Source organism: Virgibacillus siamensis (assembly GCF_039522605.1).
Taxonomy (GTDB): Bacteria; Bacillota; Bacilli; order Bacillales; family Amphibacillaceae; genus Lentibacillus; species Lentibacillus siamensis.
In genome coordinates, this window is sequence record NZ_BAAADS010000009.1 from 25,266 (window position 1) to 45,419 (window position 20,154).

At 42.1% G+C, this 20,154-nt stretch carries 18 protein-coding genes; 4 read left to right on the forward strand and 14 right to left on the reverse strand.

Going from position 1 to position 20,154, the window contains the following annotated elements:
• Positions 1-63 precede the first annotated feature (63 nt).
• Both ABD010_RS06405 and ABD010_RS06410 read right to left on the reverse strand, forming a co-directional pair.
• On the reverse strand, positions 64-900 hold the full coding sequence (locus tag ABD010_RS06405; RefSeq protein ID WP_343811335.1) for a ComEC/Rec2 family competence protein: 837 nt from the start codon (positions 898-900) through the stop codon (positions 64-66).
• A gap of 212 nt (positions 901-1,112) precedes the next feature.
• Entirely contained in the window at positions 1,113-3,242 is a 2,130-nt protein-coding gene (locus ABD010_RS06410; protein ID WP_343811337.1) for an ATP-dependent Clp protease ATP-binding subunit, read from the reverse strand.
• Positions 3,243-3,566: 324 nt separating this feature from the next.
• Here ABD010_RS06410 and ABD010_RS06415 point away from each other — a divergent pair, with 324 nt between their 5' ends.
• Positions 3,567-4,574, forward strand: coding sequence for an LCP family protein (locus ABD010_RS06415; RefSeq protein ID WP_343811339.1), 1,008 nt, complete (start codon positions 3,567-3,569; stop codon positions 4,572-4,574).
• 58 nt (positions 4,575-4,632) lie between these two features.
• Here ABD010_RS06415 and mbcS read toward each other — a convergent pair whose 3' ends face one another.
• From mbcS to ABD010_RS06445, 6 genes are all read right to left on the reverse strand, one after another.
• Positions 4,633-6,207: an acyl-CoA synthetase MbcS gene (gene mbcS / locus ABD010_RS06420; RefSeq protein WP_343811341.1), complete on the reverse strand. Its 1,575-nt coding sequence runs from the start codon at positions 6,205-6,207 to the stop codon at positions 4,633-4,635.
• A gap of 165 nt (positions 6,208-6,372) precedes the next feature.
• Complete coding sequence (locus ABD010_RS06425; protein ID WP_343811343.1) at positions 6,373-6,555, reverse strand: hypothetical protein; 183 nt, start codon at positions 6,553-6,555, stop codon at positions 6,373-6,375.
• Positions 6,556-6,708: 153 nt separating this feature from the next.
• Positions 6,709-7,506, reverse strand: a complete 798-nt coding sequence (gene pdaA / locus ABD010_RS06430) for a delta-lactam-biosynthetic de-N-acetylase (RefSeq protein ID WP_343811345.1) — start codon at positions 7,504-7,506, stop codon at positions 6,709-6,711.
• 54 nt (positions 7,507-7,560) lie between these two features.
• Positions 7,561-8,871: a Na+/H+ antiporter family protein gene (locus ABD010_RS06435; RefSeq protein WP_343811347.1), complete on the reverse strand. Its 1,311-nt coding sequence runs from the start codon at positions 8,869-8,871 to the stop codon at positions 7,561-7,563.
• A gap of 322 nt (positions 8,872-9,193) precedes the next feature.
• Positions 9,194-9,991, reverse strand: coding sequence for a YfkD famly protein (locus ABD010_RS06440; protein WP_343811349.1), 798 nt, complete (start codon positions 9,989-9,991; stop codon positions 9,194-9,196).
• 67 nt (positions 9,992-10,058) lie between these two features.
• The gene (locus tag ABD010_RS06445) at positions 10,059-10,451 is read right to left on the reverse strand and encodes an OsmC family protein (protein ID WP_343811351.1); all 393 of its coding nucleotides are present in this window, start codon (positions 10,449-10,451) and stop codon (positions 10,059-10,061) included.
• A gap of 136 nt (positions 10,452-10,587) precedes the next feature.
• Between ABD010_RS06445 and ABD010_RS06450 the strand changes: the two genes are divergently transcribed.
• The gene (locus ABD010_RS06450; RefSeq protein WP_343811353.1) at positions 10,588-11,754 is read left to right on the forward strand and encodes an MFS transporter; all 1,167 of its coding nucleotides are present in this window, start codon (positions 10,588-10,590) and stop codon (positions 11,752-11,754) included.
• A 165-nt stretch (positions 11,755-11,919) separates the two neighbouring features.
• Complete coding sequence (locus tag ABD010_RS06455; protein ID WP_343811355.1) at positions 11,920-13,851, forward strand: heavy metal translocating P-type ATPase; 1,932 nt, start codon at positions 11,920-11,922, stop codon at positions 13,849-13,851.
• Positions 13,852-13,873: 22 nt separating this feature from the next.
• On the opposite strand, the gene ABD010_RS06460 is transcribed toward ABD010_RS06455, so the two are convergent.
• The 6 genes from ABD010_RS06460 to ABD010_RS06485 all read right to left on the reverse strand — a co-directional run bounded on the left by ABD010_RS06460 (position 13,874) and on the right by ABD010_RS06485 (position 18,626).
• On the reverse strand, positions 13,874-14,698 hold the full coding sequence (locus tag ABD010_RS06460; protein WP_343811357.1) for a YihY/virulence factor BrkB family protein: 825 nt from the start codon (positions 14,696-14,698) through the stop codon (positions 13,874-13,876).
• A 20-nt stretch (positions 14,699-14,718) separates the two neighbouring features.
• The gene (locus ABD010_RS06465) at positions 14,719-15,033 is read right to left on the reverse strand and encodes a YtxH domain-containing protein (protein ID WP_343811359.1); all 315 of its coding nucleotides are present in this window, start codon (positions 15,031-15,033) and stop codon (positions 14,719-14,721) included.
• A 20-nt stretch (positions 15,034-15,053) separates the two neighbouring features.
• Positions 15,054-15,524: a low molecular weight protein-tyrosine-phosphatase gene (locus tag ABD010_RS06470; protein WP_343811361.1), complete on the reverse strand. Its 471-nt coding sequence runs from the start codon at positions 15,522-15,524 to the stop codon at positions 15,054-15,056.
• Between the two features lie 53 nt (positions 15,525-15,577).
• The gene (locus tag ABD010_RS06475; RefSeq protein ID WP_343811363.1) at positions 15,578-16,246 is read right to left on the reverse strand and encodes an SOS response-associated peptidase; all 669 of its coding nucleotides are present in this window, start codon (positions 16,244-16,246) and stop codon (positions 15,578-15,580) included.
• 12 nt (positions 16,247-16,258) lie between these two features.
• Positions 16,259-17,254 carry a glutaminase gene (locus ABD010_RS06480; protein WP_343811365.1) on the reverse strand — a complete coding sequence of 332 codons (996 nt, stop codon included), beginning with the start codon at positions 17,252-17,254 and terminating at the stop codon, positions 16,259-16,261.
• A 499-nt stretch (positions 17,255-17,753) separates the two neighbouring features.
• Complete coding sequence (locus ABD010_RS06485; protein ID WP_343811367.1) at positions 17,754-18,626, reverse strand: CAP domain-containing protein; 873 nt, start codon at positions 18,624-18,626, stop codon at positions 17,754-17,756.
• Between the two features lie 385 nt (positions 18,627-19,011).
• Here ABD010_RS06485 and mreBH point away from each other — a divergent pair, with 385 nt between their 5' ends.
• On the forward strand, positions 19,012-20,019 hold the full coding sequence (gene mreBH / locus ABD010_RS06490) for a rod-share determining protein MreBH (protein ID WP_343811369.1): 1,008 nt from the start codon (positions 19,012-19,014) through the stop codon (positions 20,017-20,019).
• Positions 20,020-20,154 lie beyond the last annotated feature (135 nt).

Genomic DNA, 20,154 nt, shown 5'->3' on the forward strand with positions numbered 1-20,154 from the left:
CCCCAAATTGGATTTCATATTGATATTTTAATGATATCATAATTGTTTACTTTTGTAAAAATATTACCCCGTTTCCAGGATACTGACAGGTGTTTTTTCTGTCATAAGCAGATAACCTTCACCATCCGTACTAATGGTCATATCACCAAACACTGCTGTTGAATAAATGCCAGCATTGACTTTAATTAGGTTATTTATAACCCGGTCAACCGGGTGTCCGTAATCATTTGTTCGACCATAGCTGATTATCGCAAGCCTTGGACTTACCTCTTTTAAAAAATCGAGCGACGTACTCGTGCTGGATCCGTGGTGTGCAATTTTAATAATTTCCGAATCAAGATTATATTTTTTAAGAAGTTCTTCTTCCTGCTCCTTTTTTACATCAGCCATCAGCAGAAAATCGATTTGCTTAAAACTGATTTGCAATACAATGGACGATTCATTATTATTTTCGCTTCCACTGTGCGCGTTCAATACTCTCACGTTCACGTGGGGATCAATCGAAATAAGTTCATTTTCCTTAGCGATTGTCACCGGTATTTTGTAAAACAAAATCTGACTGATATATCTCGCGTAAGTTTTTGTTGTATACATTTTTCCCGAATCCAGTAATTGTTTCACCTCTACTGACTTCAGGATATACGGAAGTCCTCCGATATGGTCAATATCCGGATGTGTTGCCACAAGGAGATCAATCTGATTAACATCCAATTTTTCAAGATAAGAAACAACTTTTTTGCCCGCATCCGGTGGCCCGCCATCAATTAATATGTTTTTGCCGGAAGGGGTTTGAACCAAAATGCTGTCACCCTGTCCAACATCGATGAAATGCACATCCATTTTTGGCTGCTGCTCAGCCTGTATGTAGCCGGCCTGGCCAGTCATTATGAAAAATATCATGATAGTCCCTGAGAAAAATTTCAGCATAAACCGGTGCATACGTACCACCCTTTTTGATAATGTGACAATATAGTTTTTCCAGATGTAAGGTTTACTATCCGGTTTGGTTAAGCAAACGCATTATTCTGAAGGATCGTATTTTATTCTGAAGGATCGTATTTAAACTAAAAAACCCGCTGATGCAGTGCATCAGCGGGTTTTTTTCCAACATGTTATTCACTTTTAGCAACAACAATTTCACCGTTATCAACATTAACCTGTACGGAATCAACAGTTTCCTCTTCCAAAATCAGATCTGTGAGCTGATCCTCAATTTTGTCCTGGATGACACGACGCAGTGGACGTGCACCAAAGCGGCGATCATAGCCAAGACGGACCAGTTCGTGTTTTGCTTCATCTGAAATGGTAATGTTAATATTATTTTCTTCAATCGTTCCTTCTAATTCTTGCAGCATCAAGTCAACAATTTCCATCAGATTATCTTCTGTTAGTTCATTGAAGGTAATGATGCTGTCAAAACGGTTCAGAAATTCAGGCTTGAAGTATGCGCTCAGGTTTTCAAGTGTTGAGACAGATTCGTGTTCGGCACTATTGAATCCGACATTTACTTCTTTCACACCGGTTCCCGCGTTACTTGTCATGATAATCACGGTATCTTTAAAGCTTACGGTACGGCCGTGTGAATCAGTCAGTTGGCCATCCTCCATGATTTGCAGGAACATATTTTGTACATCCGGATGTGCTTTTTCAATCTCATCAAGCAACAGGATGGAATAAGGGTTTCGGCGTACACGTTCCGTTAGTTGTCCTGCTTCCTCGTGGCCTACATAGCCTGGAGGTGATCCGATAATTTTGGACACCGCGTGTTTTTCCATATACTCACTCATGTCAAGTCGGGTCAGACTGTCACGTGAACCAAACAACTCTTCAGCCAGTGCTTTGGTCAGTTCCGTTTTACCGACACCTGTTGGACCTATAAACAGGAATGACCCGATCGGACGATATTTTGATTTTAATCCGGCACGGCTGCGGCGAACTGCTTTGGCCACTTTATTAACCGCCTCGGCCTGTCCGATTACTTTTGTGCCAAGGTTTTCGGCAAGGTCCCGCATTTTTTCCTGTTCATCTCTTGCCAGTTTGGTTACTGGAATACCTGTTTTCTCTTCAACAATCAGCTGAATATCAGTGACATCGACATCAATTACCTGTTCTTCATCTTTCGCTTTGTCTAGTTGTTTTTGCAACTGAATTTCCTGATATCGCAAATGTGCTGCACGTTCATAATCTTCCTGTTCAGCCGCTTGTTCTTTTTCCTGCACGACATCATCCATTTTTTGTTGGAGGGAATTGGAATCCTTCTCCGCATTGGCAAGATTCAATCGTGAACCGACTTCATCCATCAGATCAATTGCTTTGTCCGGCAGAAAACGATCCTGTATATAGCGCTGTGACAATGTCACGAATGCATGAATCGCCTCGTCGGAATAACGCACCTCATGGAATTTTTCGTAACGGTCTTTGATGCCGTTTAAAATCTGTACTGCATCATCCACGGAAGGCTCTTTGACGATTATTGGCTGGAAGCGGCGTTCCAATGCTGCGTCCTTCTCGATTTTACGATATTCCTTCAACGTTGTTGCACCAATTAACTGCATTTCCCCGCGTGCCAATGCAGGTTTTAAAATGTTTCCTGCATCCATTTGCGAGCCTTCTGCAGTGCCTGCTCCAACTAAGAGATGTATTTCATCCACGAACAGGATGACATCTTGACGTTCCTGCAGTTCCTGAACAAGCTGTTTCATACGCTCTTCAAATTGACCGCGAACACCTGTATTCGCAACAAGTGATGCAACATCAAGCAGATAAATTTCCTTATTCATCAGCTTGGATGGAACATCGCCTTCAGTGATTTTAAGTGCCAGCCCTTCCGCTATTGCAGTTTTACCGACACCAGGTTCACCAATCAGAACCGGGTTGTTTTTATTGCGGCGATTCAATGTTTCAACAACACGTTTCACTTCATTGTCCCGGCCGATTACAGGGTCAATCAATCCTGCCCGCGCTGCATGCGTTACGTTTTTACCCATTTCGTCAAGCAGACCATTGCCTTTACCGGTGTTCTGTTGTGTCTTCGTACCTGTGAAACTTTGACCATTTCCCTGGAAAAATTTATCGGCAAAGCCGCCTTGCTGACCTTGGCCGGCATTAAATCCGCCATTCATCATCTGACCTTGAATTTCGCGAAAACATTTATTACATACGTGCATTTGCATGGTTTCATTGTTTATTTGCATAGCTACATTTATTGTTGCTGGCTGAATACCACAATTTTGACATTTCATGTGTCATTCCTCCTGGTAAAAAATTTTAAATTATCAAGGTCTGACTTTGACTATCTTTGACCTTTGATTCTTATTATACTCTGACCTTTTTTGACTTTCAAGTGGTTTGGTCAAATTTTTTTATTTAATTTTTGACCATTACAATCAACGTTATAACATTGAAATAACCCGGTACAATTATTGTTATCGCAGTTTTTTTCGTCTATAATAGTTTACACAGTAATGATAAAACCAATTTGTTTTACTCTTTCACATTAAAATTTTTCCGGAATCTGCACTTTATAAACATAAAGAATTGATCAAACTTCAATAGGGGGCGATTGGATGGTAGAAACCAGGTCAAACAGCACGAGACATAAACGTAAATCGTGGAAGAAACCCGTTTTGCTTATTATTCTTTTACTATTATTACTTCTTACAGTGATCGTAATTTATGCCGCATTTCAAGGTTACCAGGCTGCGGAAGAGGCATATCATGGACTGGACCGTCCTGGTGAAAAATCAGCATTGCGGAATAAATCGGCCACCATCGGCGAAGATCCGATCTCCCTATTACTGATGGGCGTTGAAACGTACGCAACGCATGGCCAAAACGGCCGCGCCGATACATTGGTTGTTGTCACACTTAATCCTGAGACCAACGAGATGACGATGACATCCGTTCCCCGTGATACTCGGGTGAATCTACCGGCGGAAGCAGTTGGTCAATATGCCGGATATCACAAAATCAACGCTGCCTATACATATGGTTCCATCAGTGGATATGGCAATAATAAGCTGACCGTTGAAGCGGTTGAAGATACGCTTAACATACCGATTGACGAATATATTGCCGTTAATTTCAAAGGGTTCCGCAATATTGTGGATGCCCTAGGTGGGGTTACCATTGATATTAAGGAAGGCTTTTGGGAAAAAAATATTTTTAACGATAACAAACGAATCTATTTTGAAGAAGGAAAAACAACATTAAACGGGGAAGAGGCACTTGCTTTTGTACGGATGCGCAAACGAGATGTCAATACCGTCTACCCAAGGGACGCACGGCAGCGGCAGTTTATTCAGGCTGCAGTGGACAAGGCTATATCTATAAAAACCCTGTTTAATCTGGGAGAGATTTCAGATATCCTTGGAAAAAATGTTGAGACCAGTCTCAGGCCAAAGGAGATATTTAATCTGGTGCGAACATACGCGTCACTTGACTCTTCAAAAATTCAAACCACCGAAATAGGAGGATCCGACCAGCGTGTAGGTGGATCGATATATTTCATTCCATCCGAACAAGGATTAAATCAGGCAACCAGTAAACTAAGGGAGTCTTTGAATCTAAAATGATTTATATAACCCAAGTATCAACCTTTTGTTGTGGTGTACTTGGGTTTTTTTGTATCATCTACTGTTTCGCTTTTTCTTTTTGCCTTAATTCCACGCGCCTGATTTTTCCGGAAGTCGTTTTGGGCAAATCGTCAATGAACGCTATTTCTCTCGGATATTTATACGGTGCTGTTGATTGCTTTACATGATCCTGAAGCGTTTTGATCAGATCGTCGTTTCCTTCAACACCCGGCCGCAATACTACGAATGCCTTCACGATGTTCCCGCGGATTTCATGCGGACTTGCGACAACCGCACATTCCTGGACCGACGGATGTTTGACCAAAGCATCCTCCACCTCAAATGGGCCAATCGTATAACCCGAACTGATAATAATATCATCGCTCCGGCCTTCAAACCAGAAATATCCTTCTTCATCTTTAGAAGCCTGGTCACCGGTAATGTAATAATTACCGCGTTTTGACATGCTTGTACGTTCCGAATCTTTGTAATACTCTCGGAATAAAGCAGGACAATCCAGCTTCACCGCAATGTCCCCTACCTCACCAGCAGGCAGCGGTTCACCGTTTTCATCAACGACCTCAACATCATTTCCCGGAGTCGGTTTTCCCATCGCGCCCGGAATTACCTTCGTATCCTTCATAAAGCCGAGCAATAACGTATTCTCTGTTTGACCATAGCCGTCACGAACCGTTACATTAAAATAGTTCTGGAACGTATCAATCACTTCTCTGTTCAACGGTTCCCCGGCAGAAACAGCACTGTGCAGCGCTGGCAGCTGATAGTCATCCAGGTTATCCACTTTCGCCATCAGGCGGTATTCAGTCGGCGTGCAGCACAATACATTAATGTCCTGATTCTGCAGCAGCCCCAAATAGGTCTTCGGATCAAATTTTCCGTTATAGACAAATCCTGTGGCACCAGCACCCAATACGGACAGGAACGGGCTCCAGATCCATTTTTGCCAGCCTGGCCCTGCAGTAGCCCAAACTTTATCTCCTTCATTAATGGAAAGCCAGTTGGCAGAGGCGGTTTTTAAATGCGCATATCCCCAGCCATGTGTATGTACCACACCTTTTGGATTACCGGTTGTTCCGGAAGTATATGGTAAAAATGCGATATCATCACTTTTTGTATCGGCCATTTTCAGCCCATCCGATGCATTTTCTTTTAAATTATCAAGATTGTGCCAGCCATCGACCTGTTTGCCGACTGAAAATAACTTCAGTTCATTATACTCTTTTATATCTTTATACTGATCAACAAATGGATAATAGCTGACAACACCGCTAACCTCCCCGTGACTGACACGGTACTGCAGGTCTTTTGTTTTCAGCATTTCCGAACTTGGAATGATAATAATTCCAGTCTTCAGGGCTGCCAGATACGTTTCATATGCTTCAATCAGCCGTGGGATCATAACCAGGATTTTATCGCCTTGTTTCAAGCCCTGTTCCAGGAATACATTACCTATTTTGTTTACATTTTTCATTAATTGTTCATACGTAATTTCTTTCGTTTCACCGGCCTCATTTTGCCAAATTAATGCTTTACGGGCAGGGTCTTTCGCAAAGCGCTCCATTTCCATAACAATGTTGTAGTCTTCCGGAGCAAGCAAATCATCCCTGTTCATTCTATCAACTCCAATTCTTGTGGATGGTTTTATTATAGCAAAGGTTCGGAAAATTATAAATAGAAAACACACAGCGATCAGCCGCAAACATTAATTGTAGATCGGCTCTGTGTTCATGGGAAGGTTGTGGGCACGTATCAAGTTGCAGAAGAGTAATTTCATTTATTACCGGGTAACAGAATCGGCGGGGTTATCAACGGATTCGGTCATTTTATCAGGAGGTTCGGCCGTTTTATCAGCGGCTTCAGTCATTTTATCGGCGGGTTCGGCTGTTTTATCAACGGCTTCCGTAAAAAATACGGCAGCTTCAATTTTATCGGTACCGGACCAGCATACGGCGAGTTCCATAAAATGTACGGCGGCTTTAACCTTTTATACGGCGGATTCCCGGTAAAGTACGGCGCATTTGGTCTGATGTACGGCGACTTTTTCGCAACATACGGCGGGGAGAATTTTGGGGTAGAAAAAAACTGCCCAATCAATTGAGCAGTTTTTTTACAATTAATATCCGAACACAGAGTGCGGCAGCATATCTTTCATTACCAGGTAATCAAGGCTTTTGAATTCGTAGCCTTTCTTTTTCAGTGAGGTAATCACCTTGTCAAGTGCCTTTGCATTATCAGATGACACCGTGTGAAGAAGGACAATGGCACCAGGATGGATTTGTTCCATAATATTTTCATATGCATATTTCCATCCTTGTTGATGGTCCGTTTCCCAGTCTTTGAAGGCGAGCGACCAGAAGATGTGGATGTAACCCAGTTCATTTGCCCATTTCAACGTATTTTCATTAAACATACCACGAGGCGGCCGTAGATATTTCAATTCGTCCTGATCCGATACTTCTGCAACGGCATCCTCCAATGATTCCAACTCTTTTTTCATGGATTTCTTGGTTACCGTTGTAAAATCCGGATGGTGGTATGAGTGATTGCCGATAATATGTCCCTCATCGGCCATTCGTTTTACCAGCTTTGGCTTGCTTTCGACATAATGCCCTGTAACAAAAAACGCGGCCGGTACATCTTCTTTCTTCAGCACGTCAAGAATGTCATCGGTATAACCTTCCTCATACCCATTGTCAAAGGTCAGATAAATCACTTTCTCGCCGGAGTCATCCGCATAATAAGCTCCATATTTATCAAGAAGTTCCTTATACTTGCCGATTTCCGGTATTTTATTTTCAGTGTTTTTTTTGTACCCCCAGCCATAGCCGTTTTCAGCAGACACAAATCCGCTAAAAAAGGGAAAAGCAAGAAAAAACATACAGATTGAAACAGAAACTACCGATTTCCGCATAACAACCCACCTCATTTTTCCTTACTTTCCCCTGATGCAGATAAAACTATTCAATTATAATACCATGGCACCAATCCACCCAAAGATAAACAGCGGTATATTATAGTGCAGAAAAGTCGGTACACAGGTATCCCAAATATGATGGTGCTTACCATCAGCATTTAAACCTGATGTCGGTCCAAGTGTACTGTCGGAAGCCGGTGATCCTGCATCTCCTAATGCTCCGGATGTTCCAATCAACGTTGCAATGGCCATTGGTGAAAAACCTGCAGCAACACAAATTGGCACATATAATGCCGCAAGAATCGGAATGGTTCCAAACGAAGATCCAATTCCTATTGTTACAACCAGACCAACCAGCAGCAGGATTAGTGCAATCAGTCCTTTATTGTCATTCAGTGTTCCAGAAGACACTTCGACCAATGCATCAACTGCTCCTGTTTCTGTAAGAATGTGTCCATAACCTGACGCCACAAGCATGACAAAAGCAATGGTTCCCATCATGGCGATTCCGTCAGTCATAATCTGATCGCCCTTTTTAAATGGTACAGCGACCAGCAGGAACATCAATATCAAACCAGTAAGTGCGCCAGCAACAAGGTTTTGTGTAAAAATCTGAACCACTAAAGCACCGACAATTGCCACCAGGGTCAGAAAATGTGTACAATTAAATGTCACATTTTCCACTTTGGGTGCGGTAAATTCAACCTCTCCACCACCAGCACCCGGCACTGCCACACGATCTTTCCGATACGTAATAAATACAGCGATCAATAAGCCGATAACCATCCCGGATCCCGGAATCAGCATGGAAAGAGCAGTTTCCGTCTCAGTGATTTCAACGCCATTCTGTACCATACCTTTCACAATGATTCCGTGAAAAATCAGCCCGAACCCTGCAGGTATCATGATATATGGCGCTTTAAGCCCAAACGTTAATGCGGCCGCCACCGCACGGCGATCCAGTTTCATATCATCAAAAACTTTTAATAATGGCGGTATTAATATTGGTATAAATGCAATATGAACAGGCACCAGATTTTGCGAAAGCGATGCAACACCAGCAATAACGAGCACCATCATCGTTTTCTTCCCTGTCAGTACCCTTATTAAAAAATTGACAAGGATAGCCGTGATTCCGGTATAGCTGATCGCCACTGCAAAAGCACCAAGCAAAATATAACTCAACGCCGTTTCCGCCTGACCTCCCATTCCGCCTATCATCATCTCAATTGATTCTATAATCGACTGTCCCGATAATACACCGGCCGTTATAGCTGCTATTATGATTGCCAAAACAACATTAACTCGTAATAAACTGAGTATTGTCATTACCAGAACAGAAATAACCACAACCCATTCCATCGTTTTTCCCCTCTCTGTCAAACTATCTTTAGTACTTCATTATGATAAAGCATTAAAGCAAAGAAATCAACCCTTTATATATATTTCATTTTAATTCCTATCAATTCATGCTGTGTGCCCACTAAAACATGCGATCTCAGCTCCAAAGTGCGAACTGAACCCTGAAACGTGCGATCTCCTCCCAAAACATGCGAACTAATCTCCGAAACGTGCGATCCCGCTCCCGTACATGCGAATTCCATCCGAAACATTCAATCCTGCCTTCAACGCACCCTCGATTAAAAAACCCGCCTGCAGCACAGCAAGACGGGTTTTCTTAACATTATTTCAGCTGAAATGAAAACGAGACATAGTCCTGAATCGGAATCCAGGCGCCAATCCCTTGTTTGGTTACATTTTTAATAACGATTGCTTTATCTGAACCTTTCAGTTGAAAATAAACTTCACCAAAGGTTACCTGCCCCTTCTCGTTAACAGCAGGGGCATATGTCTGCAGCACGCCAAACTTTTCAGATGGGATTACGTAAGAATTATCTTTTTTGGTATCTTTCCCAATCACGGTACTGTAGGCGAGTGGAAGCTCTATCTTTTCTTTCGCTTCTAAAAGCATCATTTTCTTTATGTCATCAGGGTTGGCAATTTTATTTGTCAGTGCCCCTTTCACTTCCCTTTTTTTATGCTGTGTATAGTGCAGTTTTTGTTCGGATTCCCCGCCCATATTATTTACTTCATTCGTATTAATCTTTTGATACTCCCAGTTAATATTCGTTTCCTTTGACTTATAGTTCAGCGGCCAGCGACCAATATAGACCATTCCCCGGTATCCAAAGGCGATGGGGGAAGGATTTATTGATGTTTCATTAAGCATTTTTATCAATTCGGGATTTTCAATCGGAATATCCACTTCCGCTATTAATTCTTTGGTAAAATCACTTGGCTCCACAATTTCCTGATCCTCGGTAGAATTCGGGTACGTATTTTCTTTCGATATGTTCAACACATGGCTTGGAACCTTCGTATCCTCTTCTTTCTTCTGTTTTTCTTTTCCAATGACAGAAAAAGGAAGCGCTAAAACCAAAGCAGATAAAATCAAAGTAATGATGAACGTTCTTTTTTTCATGTAGAGTCCCATTCCTTTCCTTTTGGCTTAGTTTTTTCGGGACACATGAAATTTATACGCTGTAAATTCACTCACTTAATTCGATTGCTTCAATTGTCTCCTCAATATCAATGGAATTTTCCACAGAACGAACCATTGAACAATTTTGACGGGATATTTTAAGATTCTTCTCCAATTTGTCATAGTTCAGATGACGGCCTTTTATCGTATAATGCAATGCAATTTTTTCAATTCGGTTTGCTTCTTGCGGGTTCCTTTCAACTTCAGCGGAAATAATCAGGTCTTCAAAATCAGTCCGCTGTTTCTCAAGAATCTTACGAAATACTGAACCGCTGCAACCGGCAATCGAGGCCACCATCAGCTGAAATGGCCTAAATCCATAGTCCTCATTTCCGGAAATTGCCAGCTCTCCGTAATCAAACTTTGTGTGCATGCCATTATCTTTCAGATGAAACTCCATTATATCCGCTCCTTTTCAATGATCTTACAGTATATATATCCATTATCGCTGCAATGGTAAACAATTGCATTGAATTTTACCAAAAAAACAATTAGATTGAAAGAATGAACATTTTTGTATGATGAGGTGATGTGAAGTGGCGTCAGTAAAAACCAGGTTCTGGATCCTGATCTCGCTCGTTTCCATTTCAGGGTTCTCACAAGGAATGCTCCTGCCATTGTTGGCAATTATTTTGGAGCAAAACGGTATATCTTCATCCGTTAATGGACTGCATGCCACAGGGTTATATATCGGCGTTTTGTTAGCTTCCCCATTCATCGAAAAACCGATGCGAAAGTACGGCTTTAAACCAGTCATTCTTGTGGGGGGTGCGTTGGTATTTATCTCCCTGACATTATTTCCTTTGTGGCAATCCCTTTGGTTCTGGTTCGTACTGCGGGTGACCATTGGTATTGGTGATAACATGCTTCATCTGGGTACACAAACATGGATAACGACAACCAGTCCTAGACAAATACGCGGAAGGAATATTGCCTTCTATGGTTTATTTTTCGGACTGGGATTTACGATTGGACCATTAATGACAAGGTTGCTTTCCATCAGCGAAGCACTTCCTTTTTTACTGTCGGCATTATTGAGCATGATTGTCTGGTCAACTATGTTTTTCGTACGGAACACCTGGCCTGAAGCGGATGAGTCAATCGAAACCGGCTCATCGACTTCCATGGGACGATTCATTAAAACAGGTAAAATCGCCTGGGTCGCCCTGCTTCCGGCGTTTGGCTATGGTTTTCTGGAGGCCACCCTTCACGGTATATTTCCAATATATGGGTTACGAATTGGACATGATGTCGACATTCTTTCCCTGATTATTCCGTGTTTTGCTGGAGGCAGTCTGATTACACAAATCCCACTGGGTGTACTTAGTGACCGCTATGGAAGACGGACGATCTTAATTGGTGCTCTCACGCTTGGCATCGGCAGTTTTCTGCTGGCAGCAACCATGGAAACTTCCGTAGCAGCATTATTTTTTTCCTTTGCACTGGCGGGCATGTTTGTCGGTTCACTGTATTCTTTAAGCATCACGTACCTGGCTGATATTCTGCCATCGTATCTTTTACCAGCCGGCAACCTGATGACCGGCATTTCGTTCAGCATTGGCAGTATCTGTGGTCCATATTTAGGAGGACTGTTTATTGAATTGATCCCCGGGGTTTCCTTCTTTTTCTTATTAGCAGGTATGCTGGCATTGATTCTGATCGCCACCTACTTCAAAAAAATACCGTCATTTCAGCACAGTTGACACTCGATTGCGGGTGTCTATTTTTGTACCATTCTGCCAGTCTTTCTCTCGACTCTAAAATTATTTTAAATCAGGTGTAATTATGTATTGACTTTATCAATTATAATGGTAATATAATAATAAATATTTATTTATAATAATTATAATCTGAGGAGATGAAGATCCATGGCAAATGGTTCCGAAACATTGCTGCCCCCCAAAAGCCATCGGTTAACAACCCTTTTGAAAACGCCCTTATTCAACCGTATTTCACCGCATCTGGAATTAATCGCAGCTTTATTGAGCGGTCTTCTGATTCTGATAACGTGGCTTCTTGGTAATCGCCTGTCAGATACCATGTGGGTTATCCTATACTTAATTGCATTTGCAATCGGCGGTTATGCCAAAGCGAAAGAAGGAATCCAGGAGACCATCGCAAACAAGGAACTGAATGTTGAAATGCTGATGGTATTTGCGGCAATTGGTTCAGCAGCTATCGGGTATTGGACGGAAGGCGCCATTCTGATATTTATTTTTGCATTATCCGGAGCACTGGAAACCTATACAATGAATAAAAGCAATAAAGAAATCTCCGCATTAATGAACCTGCAGCCGGAGCAGGCGTTATTAATTTCAGATGGAAAGGAAACCATCGTACCTGTATCCGAGCTGGGGGTAGGCGATCTTATTTCGGTAAGGGCAGGCGAACGGATTCCCGCTGACGGCACCATCATGAAAGGAACTACTGCTGTAGATGAAAGTGCAATCACCGGAGAATCGATTCCAGTCAGTAAGGTGAACAATGAGGACGTATTTGCCGGTACCGTTGCACTTGACGGATCGATTTGTGTAAAGATTACCAATCCGGCAAGTGAAACACTCTTTCAAAAAATCATTCAAATGGTCCAAACGGCACAGGAAGAAAAGTCGCCTTCCCAGCTGTTTATCGAACGCTTTGAGGGGACATATGTAAAAGTGGTGCTGGCAGCAGTTGCTATCATGATGTTCCTTCCCGCTTTATTGTTTGGCTGGACATTATCTGAAAGTATCTATCGTGCCATGATTTTGCTCGTTGTGGCATCACCGTGTGCACTTGTTGCATCGATCATGCCGGCCACATTATCGGCCATTTCCAACAGTGCCAGGCGCGGCGTGTTATTTAAAGGCGGGGTACACGCGGAAAACTTAAGCCACATGCAAGCAATAGCATTTGACAAAACTGGAACTCTGACGAATGGAACTCCTGAAGTGACAGATCTGTATGTAAGTCCCGGAATCGATAAGGAAGATGTGCTGCTCCACGCTGGTGCAATCGAAAAAGAATCAACCCACCCGCTGGCAGAAGCTATTACATCACGCAGCGGTGATTTGGATTTTTCGATGGTGGATGTACAAAACGTTAAAACATTAAGCGGGAATGGAATCGCAGCTGTTATAAACGATGAAACGTGGAAAATCGGAAAGGCCGCATTAGTTGGCGAAACCGAGGCGAATGGATTTCTGAATGGTATTGCCGAAAAACTGGCTGCAGAAGGAAAAACAATCGTATTTGTTAAACGAAGTAAGGAGATTATTGCCCTGTATGCACTAAAGGATACGATCCGGAAAGATGCCAAAATAGCGATTAAAACGCTAAGAAAGCATGGTATCCATACGATTATGCTGACTGGTGACAATGAAACGACTGCAAAAGCCATTGCAGCTGAAGCGGGGATTGATGATTATATCGCAAAATGTCTTCCGGAAGAAAAAGTGGACCATATAAAAGCACTGCGGAGTAAATTTAATCATGTCGCGATGGTTGGTGACGGTATCAATGATGCACCGGCACTGGCAACTGCAAACATTGGAATTGCCATGGGGAAAGGAACAGATGCCGCGCTTGAAACAGCAGATGTTGTACTTATGAAAAATGACCTGCCGAAAATCACAAACGCCATCCAATTGTCGGAACGGATGAACCGGATCGTCAAACAAAACGTCATTTTCTCCATGAGTGTGATTCTTTTGCTGATTGCATCCAATTTTATGCAGATGCTGGACCTGCCGCTCGGTGTCATCGGACATGAAGGAAGTACCATCCTGGTCATTTTAAACGGACTTAGATTACTAAAATAGCTGTCATATCAGACAGCTATTTTTAATTCTGCTCTATATTATTTTTCCGCAATACAGCATTGATGACTCCGCCTATTAAAATGATTATTCCGGTCAGATAAAACCAGATCATCAATACAATTACAGTTCCCAAACTACCGTACGTTGCCGCATAGTTTCCCATTGAATTCACGTAATAGGAAAATGCCAGCGATACGAGCTGCCAACTGACTGTTGCAAACAATGCACCCCATACCGCATATTTGAAATAAACCTTTCTGTTGGGAGCAAGTTTATACAGCGCAAGCAGAACAATAAAGAAAGTTACGGATGAAATGACCCATCTTAACGTTTCCCACACACTCAAGAAACCTTCCGACAAGCCAACAAATGTAAATAAAAATTCTCCGATAATCTTCCCGAACACCGGCAGCAGAAATGCCATACATATGACAAAAAACATGGCGAGCGTTAATATCACGGCGATTAACCGGGCTACAATAAAAGAACGGTCTTCTTCTACTTCATAGGCTTCATTGAATCCCTTCATTATTGCTTTAATTGCATTCGACGCAGACCATAGTGTGCCGATTAAACCTATCGATAACAACGAGCCATTGCGGTTATCGACAAGTTCGCTGACATTTTCATTAATCATATCGGCTATTCCACCGGGCGCATAGGTGGCAATAGCCTCCATAATGACCTGGTCATCCATAGGAATATATGCGACAAGCGTCATTAAAAACAATAAAAACGGAAAAAGGGATAACAGGAAAAAGTAAGCAAGCTGTGCCGCAGTTCCGAACACATCATGTTCCGTTATTTTTTCAAACAGCTGTTTGCCAAATGCTTTCGCTTGTTCCATTCACCATCATCCCCTTATATTTATTTTGACGAATCTTCAAGCTGTTCCTGTTTCCCCTGTTTTTTATTAACGTACTTGTCCAGAGAGTTTTCAACCTGATCAAGTGCTTTTAATGCATTTTCCGTGCCGCTGGTCAATTTTTTATTGAATGAATCAAATCTTGTTCTGGCTGTCTTCACGGCGTCTGACGGATTTTTCGCATAGTACCCGGAGCGGTCTTTGACAACACTCATTTTCTGTTTTGTATAGGCCCTTGTATCACGACTGAACAAAGATACAAGTCCGCCTGCAATTGCACCTGCAATAACCCCGATAAATAAATTCTGTTTACCCATTTCTGTTTCGCTCCTTTAATTTATATGTTGTTTTGCTTTTTTATATCATTTAATAATTCATTACAGCCATTCGATATCAAGTTGTAAGTATAATCAAAATTACCTGTGAAGTACGGATCCGGCACATTTACATCATCGGGATCTTTTACAAAATCCATTAGCTTGGCAATCGTAACTTCACCTGTTTCATCATTGATATCCCGAAGATCACGGATATTTTGTTCATCCATTGCAATCATGTAATCGAAATCCCGCCAGTCCTCTGTATGTACCTGTCTCGCTTTCATATCTTTGTAGGAAATACTAAGATTATCCAACATGTTTCTGGTACCTTCGTGTGGCGGCTCCCCATTGTGCCAAGGTCCTATTCCTGCAGAATCAACTATTATTTCATCCGAAAGATTGTCTTTTTCCACAAGATCACGGAATACTGCTTCCGCCATCGGAGACCTGCAGATATTCCCCAGACAAATAAATAAAACCTTTATCATACCAAAACTCCTTATCTTTTCTTTACCCAATCAAGCCAGGTATAAACTCCCCCCTAATCCGTCAACGGTGCAATGCACCCGGCATCATTATTTTTGGCAGCATTTACGTATGTATCCACATTATATGACGTAAACGCGTCAGCTTCCAGTGTTTCCAAAAAATGATGCCATTTACTTGCATCCCGTTCACGCGATGCAATCCACTCTTCTTCTTTATCCTTTGGCAATATAATTGGCATACGGTGGTGAATATCCTGCATGTACTCGTTCGCATCTTTGGTAAGTATCGTGCATGTGAACAGGTTTTGATCCTCCTGTTGCCATTTGTCCCACAATCCGGCAAAAGCGAACAGTTTTCTGCCTGCCAGCTGAATGCGCTTCGGCTGTTTTTCTTTTCCATCCCGCTTCCACTCATAAAAGCTGTCCGCTACAATTAAACAACGCTTGCGGCTCAACAGCTTCTTAAAGCTTGGTTTTTCATGGGCTGTTTCGCTGCGAGCGTTAATCATTTTGTAGCCGATTTTTTCGTCTTTTGCCCATGAAGGAACAAGACCCCATCGCAAATATCCGGCCCGCTTCTCGTTTCCGTCGTGGATGATTGCAAATACATTCTGACCTGGTGCAACATTGAAACTTGGCTGATACGAATCAATCGGCTCTTCCAGGTCGAACTCGCGTAAAATGTCCACTTCATCCGCTAACAATGTATAACGTCCACACATTTGGCTTCCCCCTTAAAAAATACTTAAGTCCCACTGGCTCGCAATATGCCTCAGCAGCCGTATACCGGCAATACTGTTGCCTTTATCATCAAGTGCCGGACCATAAACACCAATCCCGCAGCCTTCCAGAAATGGCAATTCCTCGTCACGAACTCTTGGTGGTACTGCAGCAATGATACCTCCTGAAACACCACTTTTTGCCGGAACCCCTACATATGTTGCAAATTTTCCTGAAGCATCATACATACCACATGTTAGCATAAGTGCTTTGGCAATTCTTGCAACCTGTCTTGGAATAATTTCATCCCGTGTTTCCGGGTCAATCCCATCATTGGCAAGAATTAAACCAATTTGCGCCAGATCATTAACAGTCACTTCAATGGAACATTGCTTAAAATACGTTTCCAGCGTAATATTTAAATCGGATTCCAGAAAACCGGTCTCCAAAAGATAATAACCAATCGCCCTGTTTCGTATGGAAGTATCACGTTCAGATTCGTACACATCCACATTGATTGCCGGACGGTAGCCAAGCATCTCCGTAAGCAATTCAAAAATTGGTTCCATTTTTTCATCGGACGTTCGCCCTTCCAAAATGGATGAGACTGTTATTGCTCCTGCATTAACAAGGGGGTTAAACGGTTTTTTCACCTGTCGCATTTCCAGATGCATGATGGAGTTGAATGCTTCCCCGGTCGGTTCCACATCAACTTTATCAAGCATATAGCCAACCCCGCGTTCCATACACGCCACAATAAAACTCAGCACCTTGGAAATACTCTGTATCGTGAATGGTGAATCCGTTGCACCCGAACTAATTGTCATGCCGCCCTTCCCGATAATGGTAATACCAAGATCATTCGGATCAGCCTTTTGCAGTTCAGGAATATAGGATGCCACTTCACCGTCACCAATTTTATTATGATAAAAAGCTACCCAATCATCAACATATTCCTGCAGCCATTCTTCTGTCTGTTCCGTGTTCCAGTTTGCTGTCCCCTGTACCATATCATCCACCTCACTTTTTAGTATGCCAACACTGATTAAACGTCTCATGTACTAGTTATGTTTTCCATTGTCATGCTGTAAAATGCTGCATACGTAATAATTAATATATCGTCCCAAAAAAGAAATATCATTTTTCCTGCCAAACCGCCACAACCAACATTTATAAAAACATACTCCGTTCCAATAAATCAAGCCGGAACAATGATATTAAAAGGAATTTTCAACGTTTACATGGTTTCCAAAACGGACCTTACTATTCCGACAAATCGCACGACCTTTTTACATTTTCCCGTCTGTATCAAATAGATTCCACCGAATTGCCATCGTCAAACAAATGATCATAGCAATTTGCGGGATGTTTCCTGCGGGGTCATAATCGGCTAAAACTTTTTCCGGACTCAAGTTGAAGCAGTGCATGTTTCCTGGGGTATTAAAGTCATTAAAAAAGTGCTGATCCACTTCCGATCAGCACTTTTTCAATCTTCTTATTTACCCGTTTTTATTTTCCAATGAATTGCTGGGTCCAGTAATTTCCGTTTTCTACATACCCTACTCCAATATGAGTGAAGCTTTCATTTAGAATGTTTTCACGGTGGCCTTCACTGTTCATCCAACCATTGACAACTTCCTGTGGTGTACGCTGACCTCTTGCAATGTTTTCACCTGCAGTTTTATAAGTGATTCCATATTGTTTCATCATATCAAAAGGTGATCCGTACGTCGGGCTGTTATGGGAGAAATAATTGTTTTCCGCCATATCACGGGACTTCTCACGAGCTACTTTACTTAATTCATTACTGATTTCAAGCGGTTCTAATCCCCGTTCAGTACGTTCCTGGTTTGTCAATTCAACAACTTTCTTTTCGTACTGGCTCAACTGATTGGCTTGGCTATTGTTTTGCTGTTGCCCAGTTGCTTGGTTCTGTTCTTGGTTTTGCTGCTGCGCAGGTGCTTCTGTTTGTTCCTGTTGAGGTGCCTGCACTTGTTTTGCTGGTTCTTCTTGTTGATCAGACTGTTTATTTTGCTCAGGCTGTTCCTGTTGACCTTGCTTCTGTGTTTCCTGTTCTGGTACAGGCTGTTTTGTTTCCTGTTTAGGTTCAGGTTTTTCCTGCTGTGCAGTGGCCTGCTTGTTCACGGAAACTTTCTCCCAGTCTACATTACCAAAATATTTATCAAGGAAACTATTAAAATCCTTTGATGAAAGCTGCAAGCAATCACTGTTTTGCTGTGACTGACTTTGAGATTTATCTGTATTTGCTTCGGCATCAGTGGTAGTTTGCAAAGCCCCACCAAATAAAACTGCCGCAGAAACGGTTGTTACTACAACTTTATTAAACATCTTGTCACCTCTCCTGTGTTTTTTAATTTGCAAAATCATCATACCACGTGGTTCGTGTAATAATTCTGGAAGCCATTACCATAGAAAAGTTCAGATGCAGAAAATGCCACAGAACTGAGCCTGAAACATAGATTGATAGGAAAATATACTTTATACAGGGGAAAATTGGAATTTTATCTCTCTTGACATCTTGTAAACCAGGGCTGTTATATTACAAAACCACCGGAATTGTAATAAAAATGTTACTTGATTTTCCCCCGCCAATTGTTCTCTAGAAATACCGTCAAACCAATATATGTCAGATGTTTATCTACCCCCAGAAAGTATGGTAAAGTTAAGAATAAATATAATGAATTTCTATATCTTCTGTCGTTTACACATATGATAGAAAACTGTTACATCATTGGAGGAACTTGCTATGTTATCAAATGCTGAAATTGGAATTGATTTAGGTACTGCAAATATACTTATTTATTCAAAGACAAAAGGAGTCGTATTAAACGAGCCATCTGTGGTTGCCATTGATATGAACACCAAAAACGTTGTTGCCGTTGGAGCAGAAGCTAAGGAAATGGTCGGAAAAACCCCTCAGAACATTGTTCCGATCCGTCCATTAAGAGATGGTGTCATTGCCGACTACGATGTCACCGCACAAATGCTGAAGGAATTTTTGAAAAAAGTCAGCAAAAAAATGGGGCTATCCATGCGTAAGCCGACGGTTGTCGTATGTACCCCATCCGGAAGTACAACCGTTGAACGCCGTGCCATTCACAATGCTGTAACCAGTTATGGAGCTAAACATGTTCATTTAATAGAAGAACCGGTCGCAGCAGCAATTGGCGCTGACCTGCCCGTTGATGAACCTATTGCCAATGTAATTGTGGATATTGGCGGCGGTACAAGTGAAGTAGGGATTATATCATTTGGCGGGGTGGTTTCATGTAACTCCATTCGTACCGGCGGGGATAAAATGGATGAGGAAATTACCCATTATATCCGCAAAAAGTACAATATTCTAATCGGTGAACGAACCGCTGAAAATATTAAAATGGAAATTGGTCATGCCAATGAGGATCATAAGGAAGAAACAATGGAAGTACGCGGGCGCGATATGGTAACCGGCCTTCCAAAAACAGTAACTGTATCTTCAAAAGAAGTATTTTCCGCCCTGAACGAATCATTGGAAAAGATCCTTGAGGCAATCCGCGCAACACTGGAGAACTGCCCACCTGAATTAAGCGGGGACATTGTTGACCGCGGAATCGTTCTAACTGGCGGCGGGTCATTATTAAATGGAATGCAGGACTGGCTGTCACAAGAAATTATTGTTCCGGTTCACATTGCGCCGAATCCGCTTGAGTCTGTTGCTATCGGAACAGGGAAAGCACTTAAAATGATTACGAAATTGCAAAAAGCAGCTAAATAGAAGGAAAAATCGAATCGTGGTCATAACTGAGGCACGTGTATAGCTATTCCACAAATAAATCAGAGCCTGTTTTGAAAGTCAATCTAAACAGGCTCTTTTATTATTTGCCTTGGTAAAGGTATGACAGCTTCGACC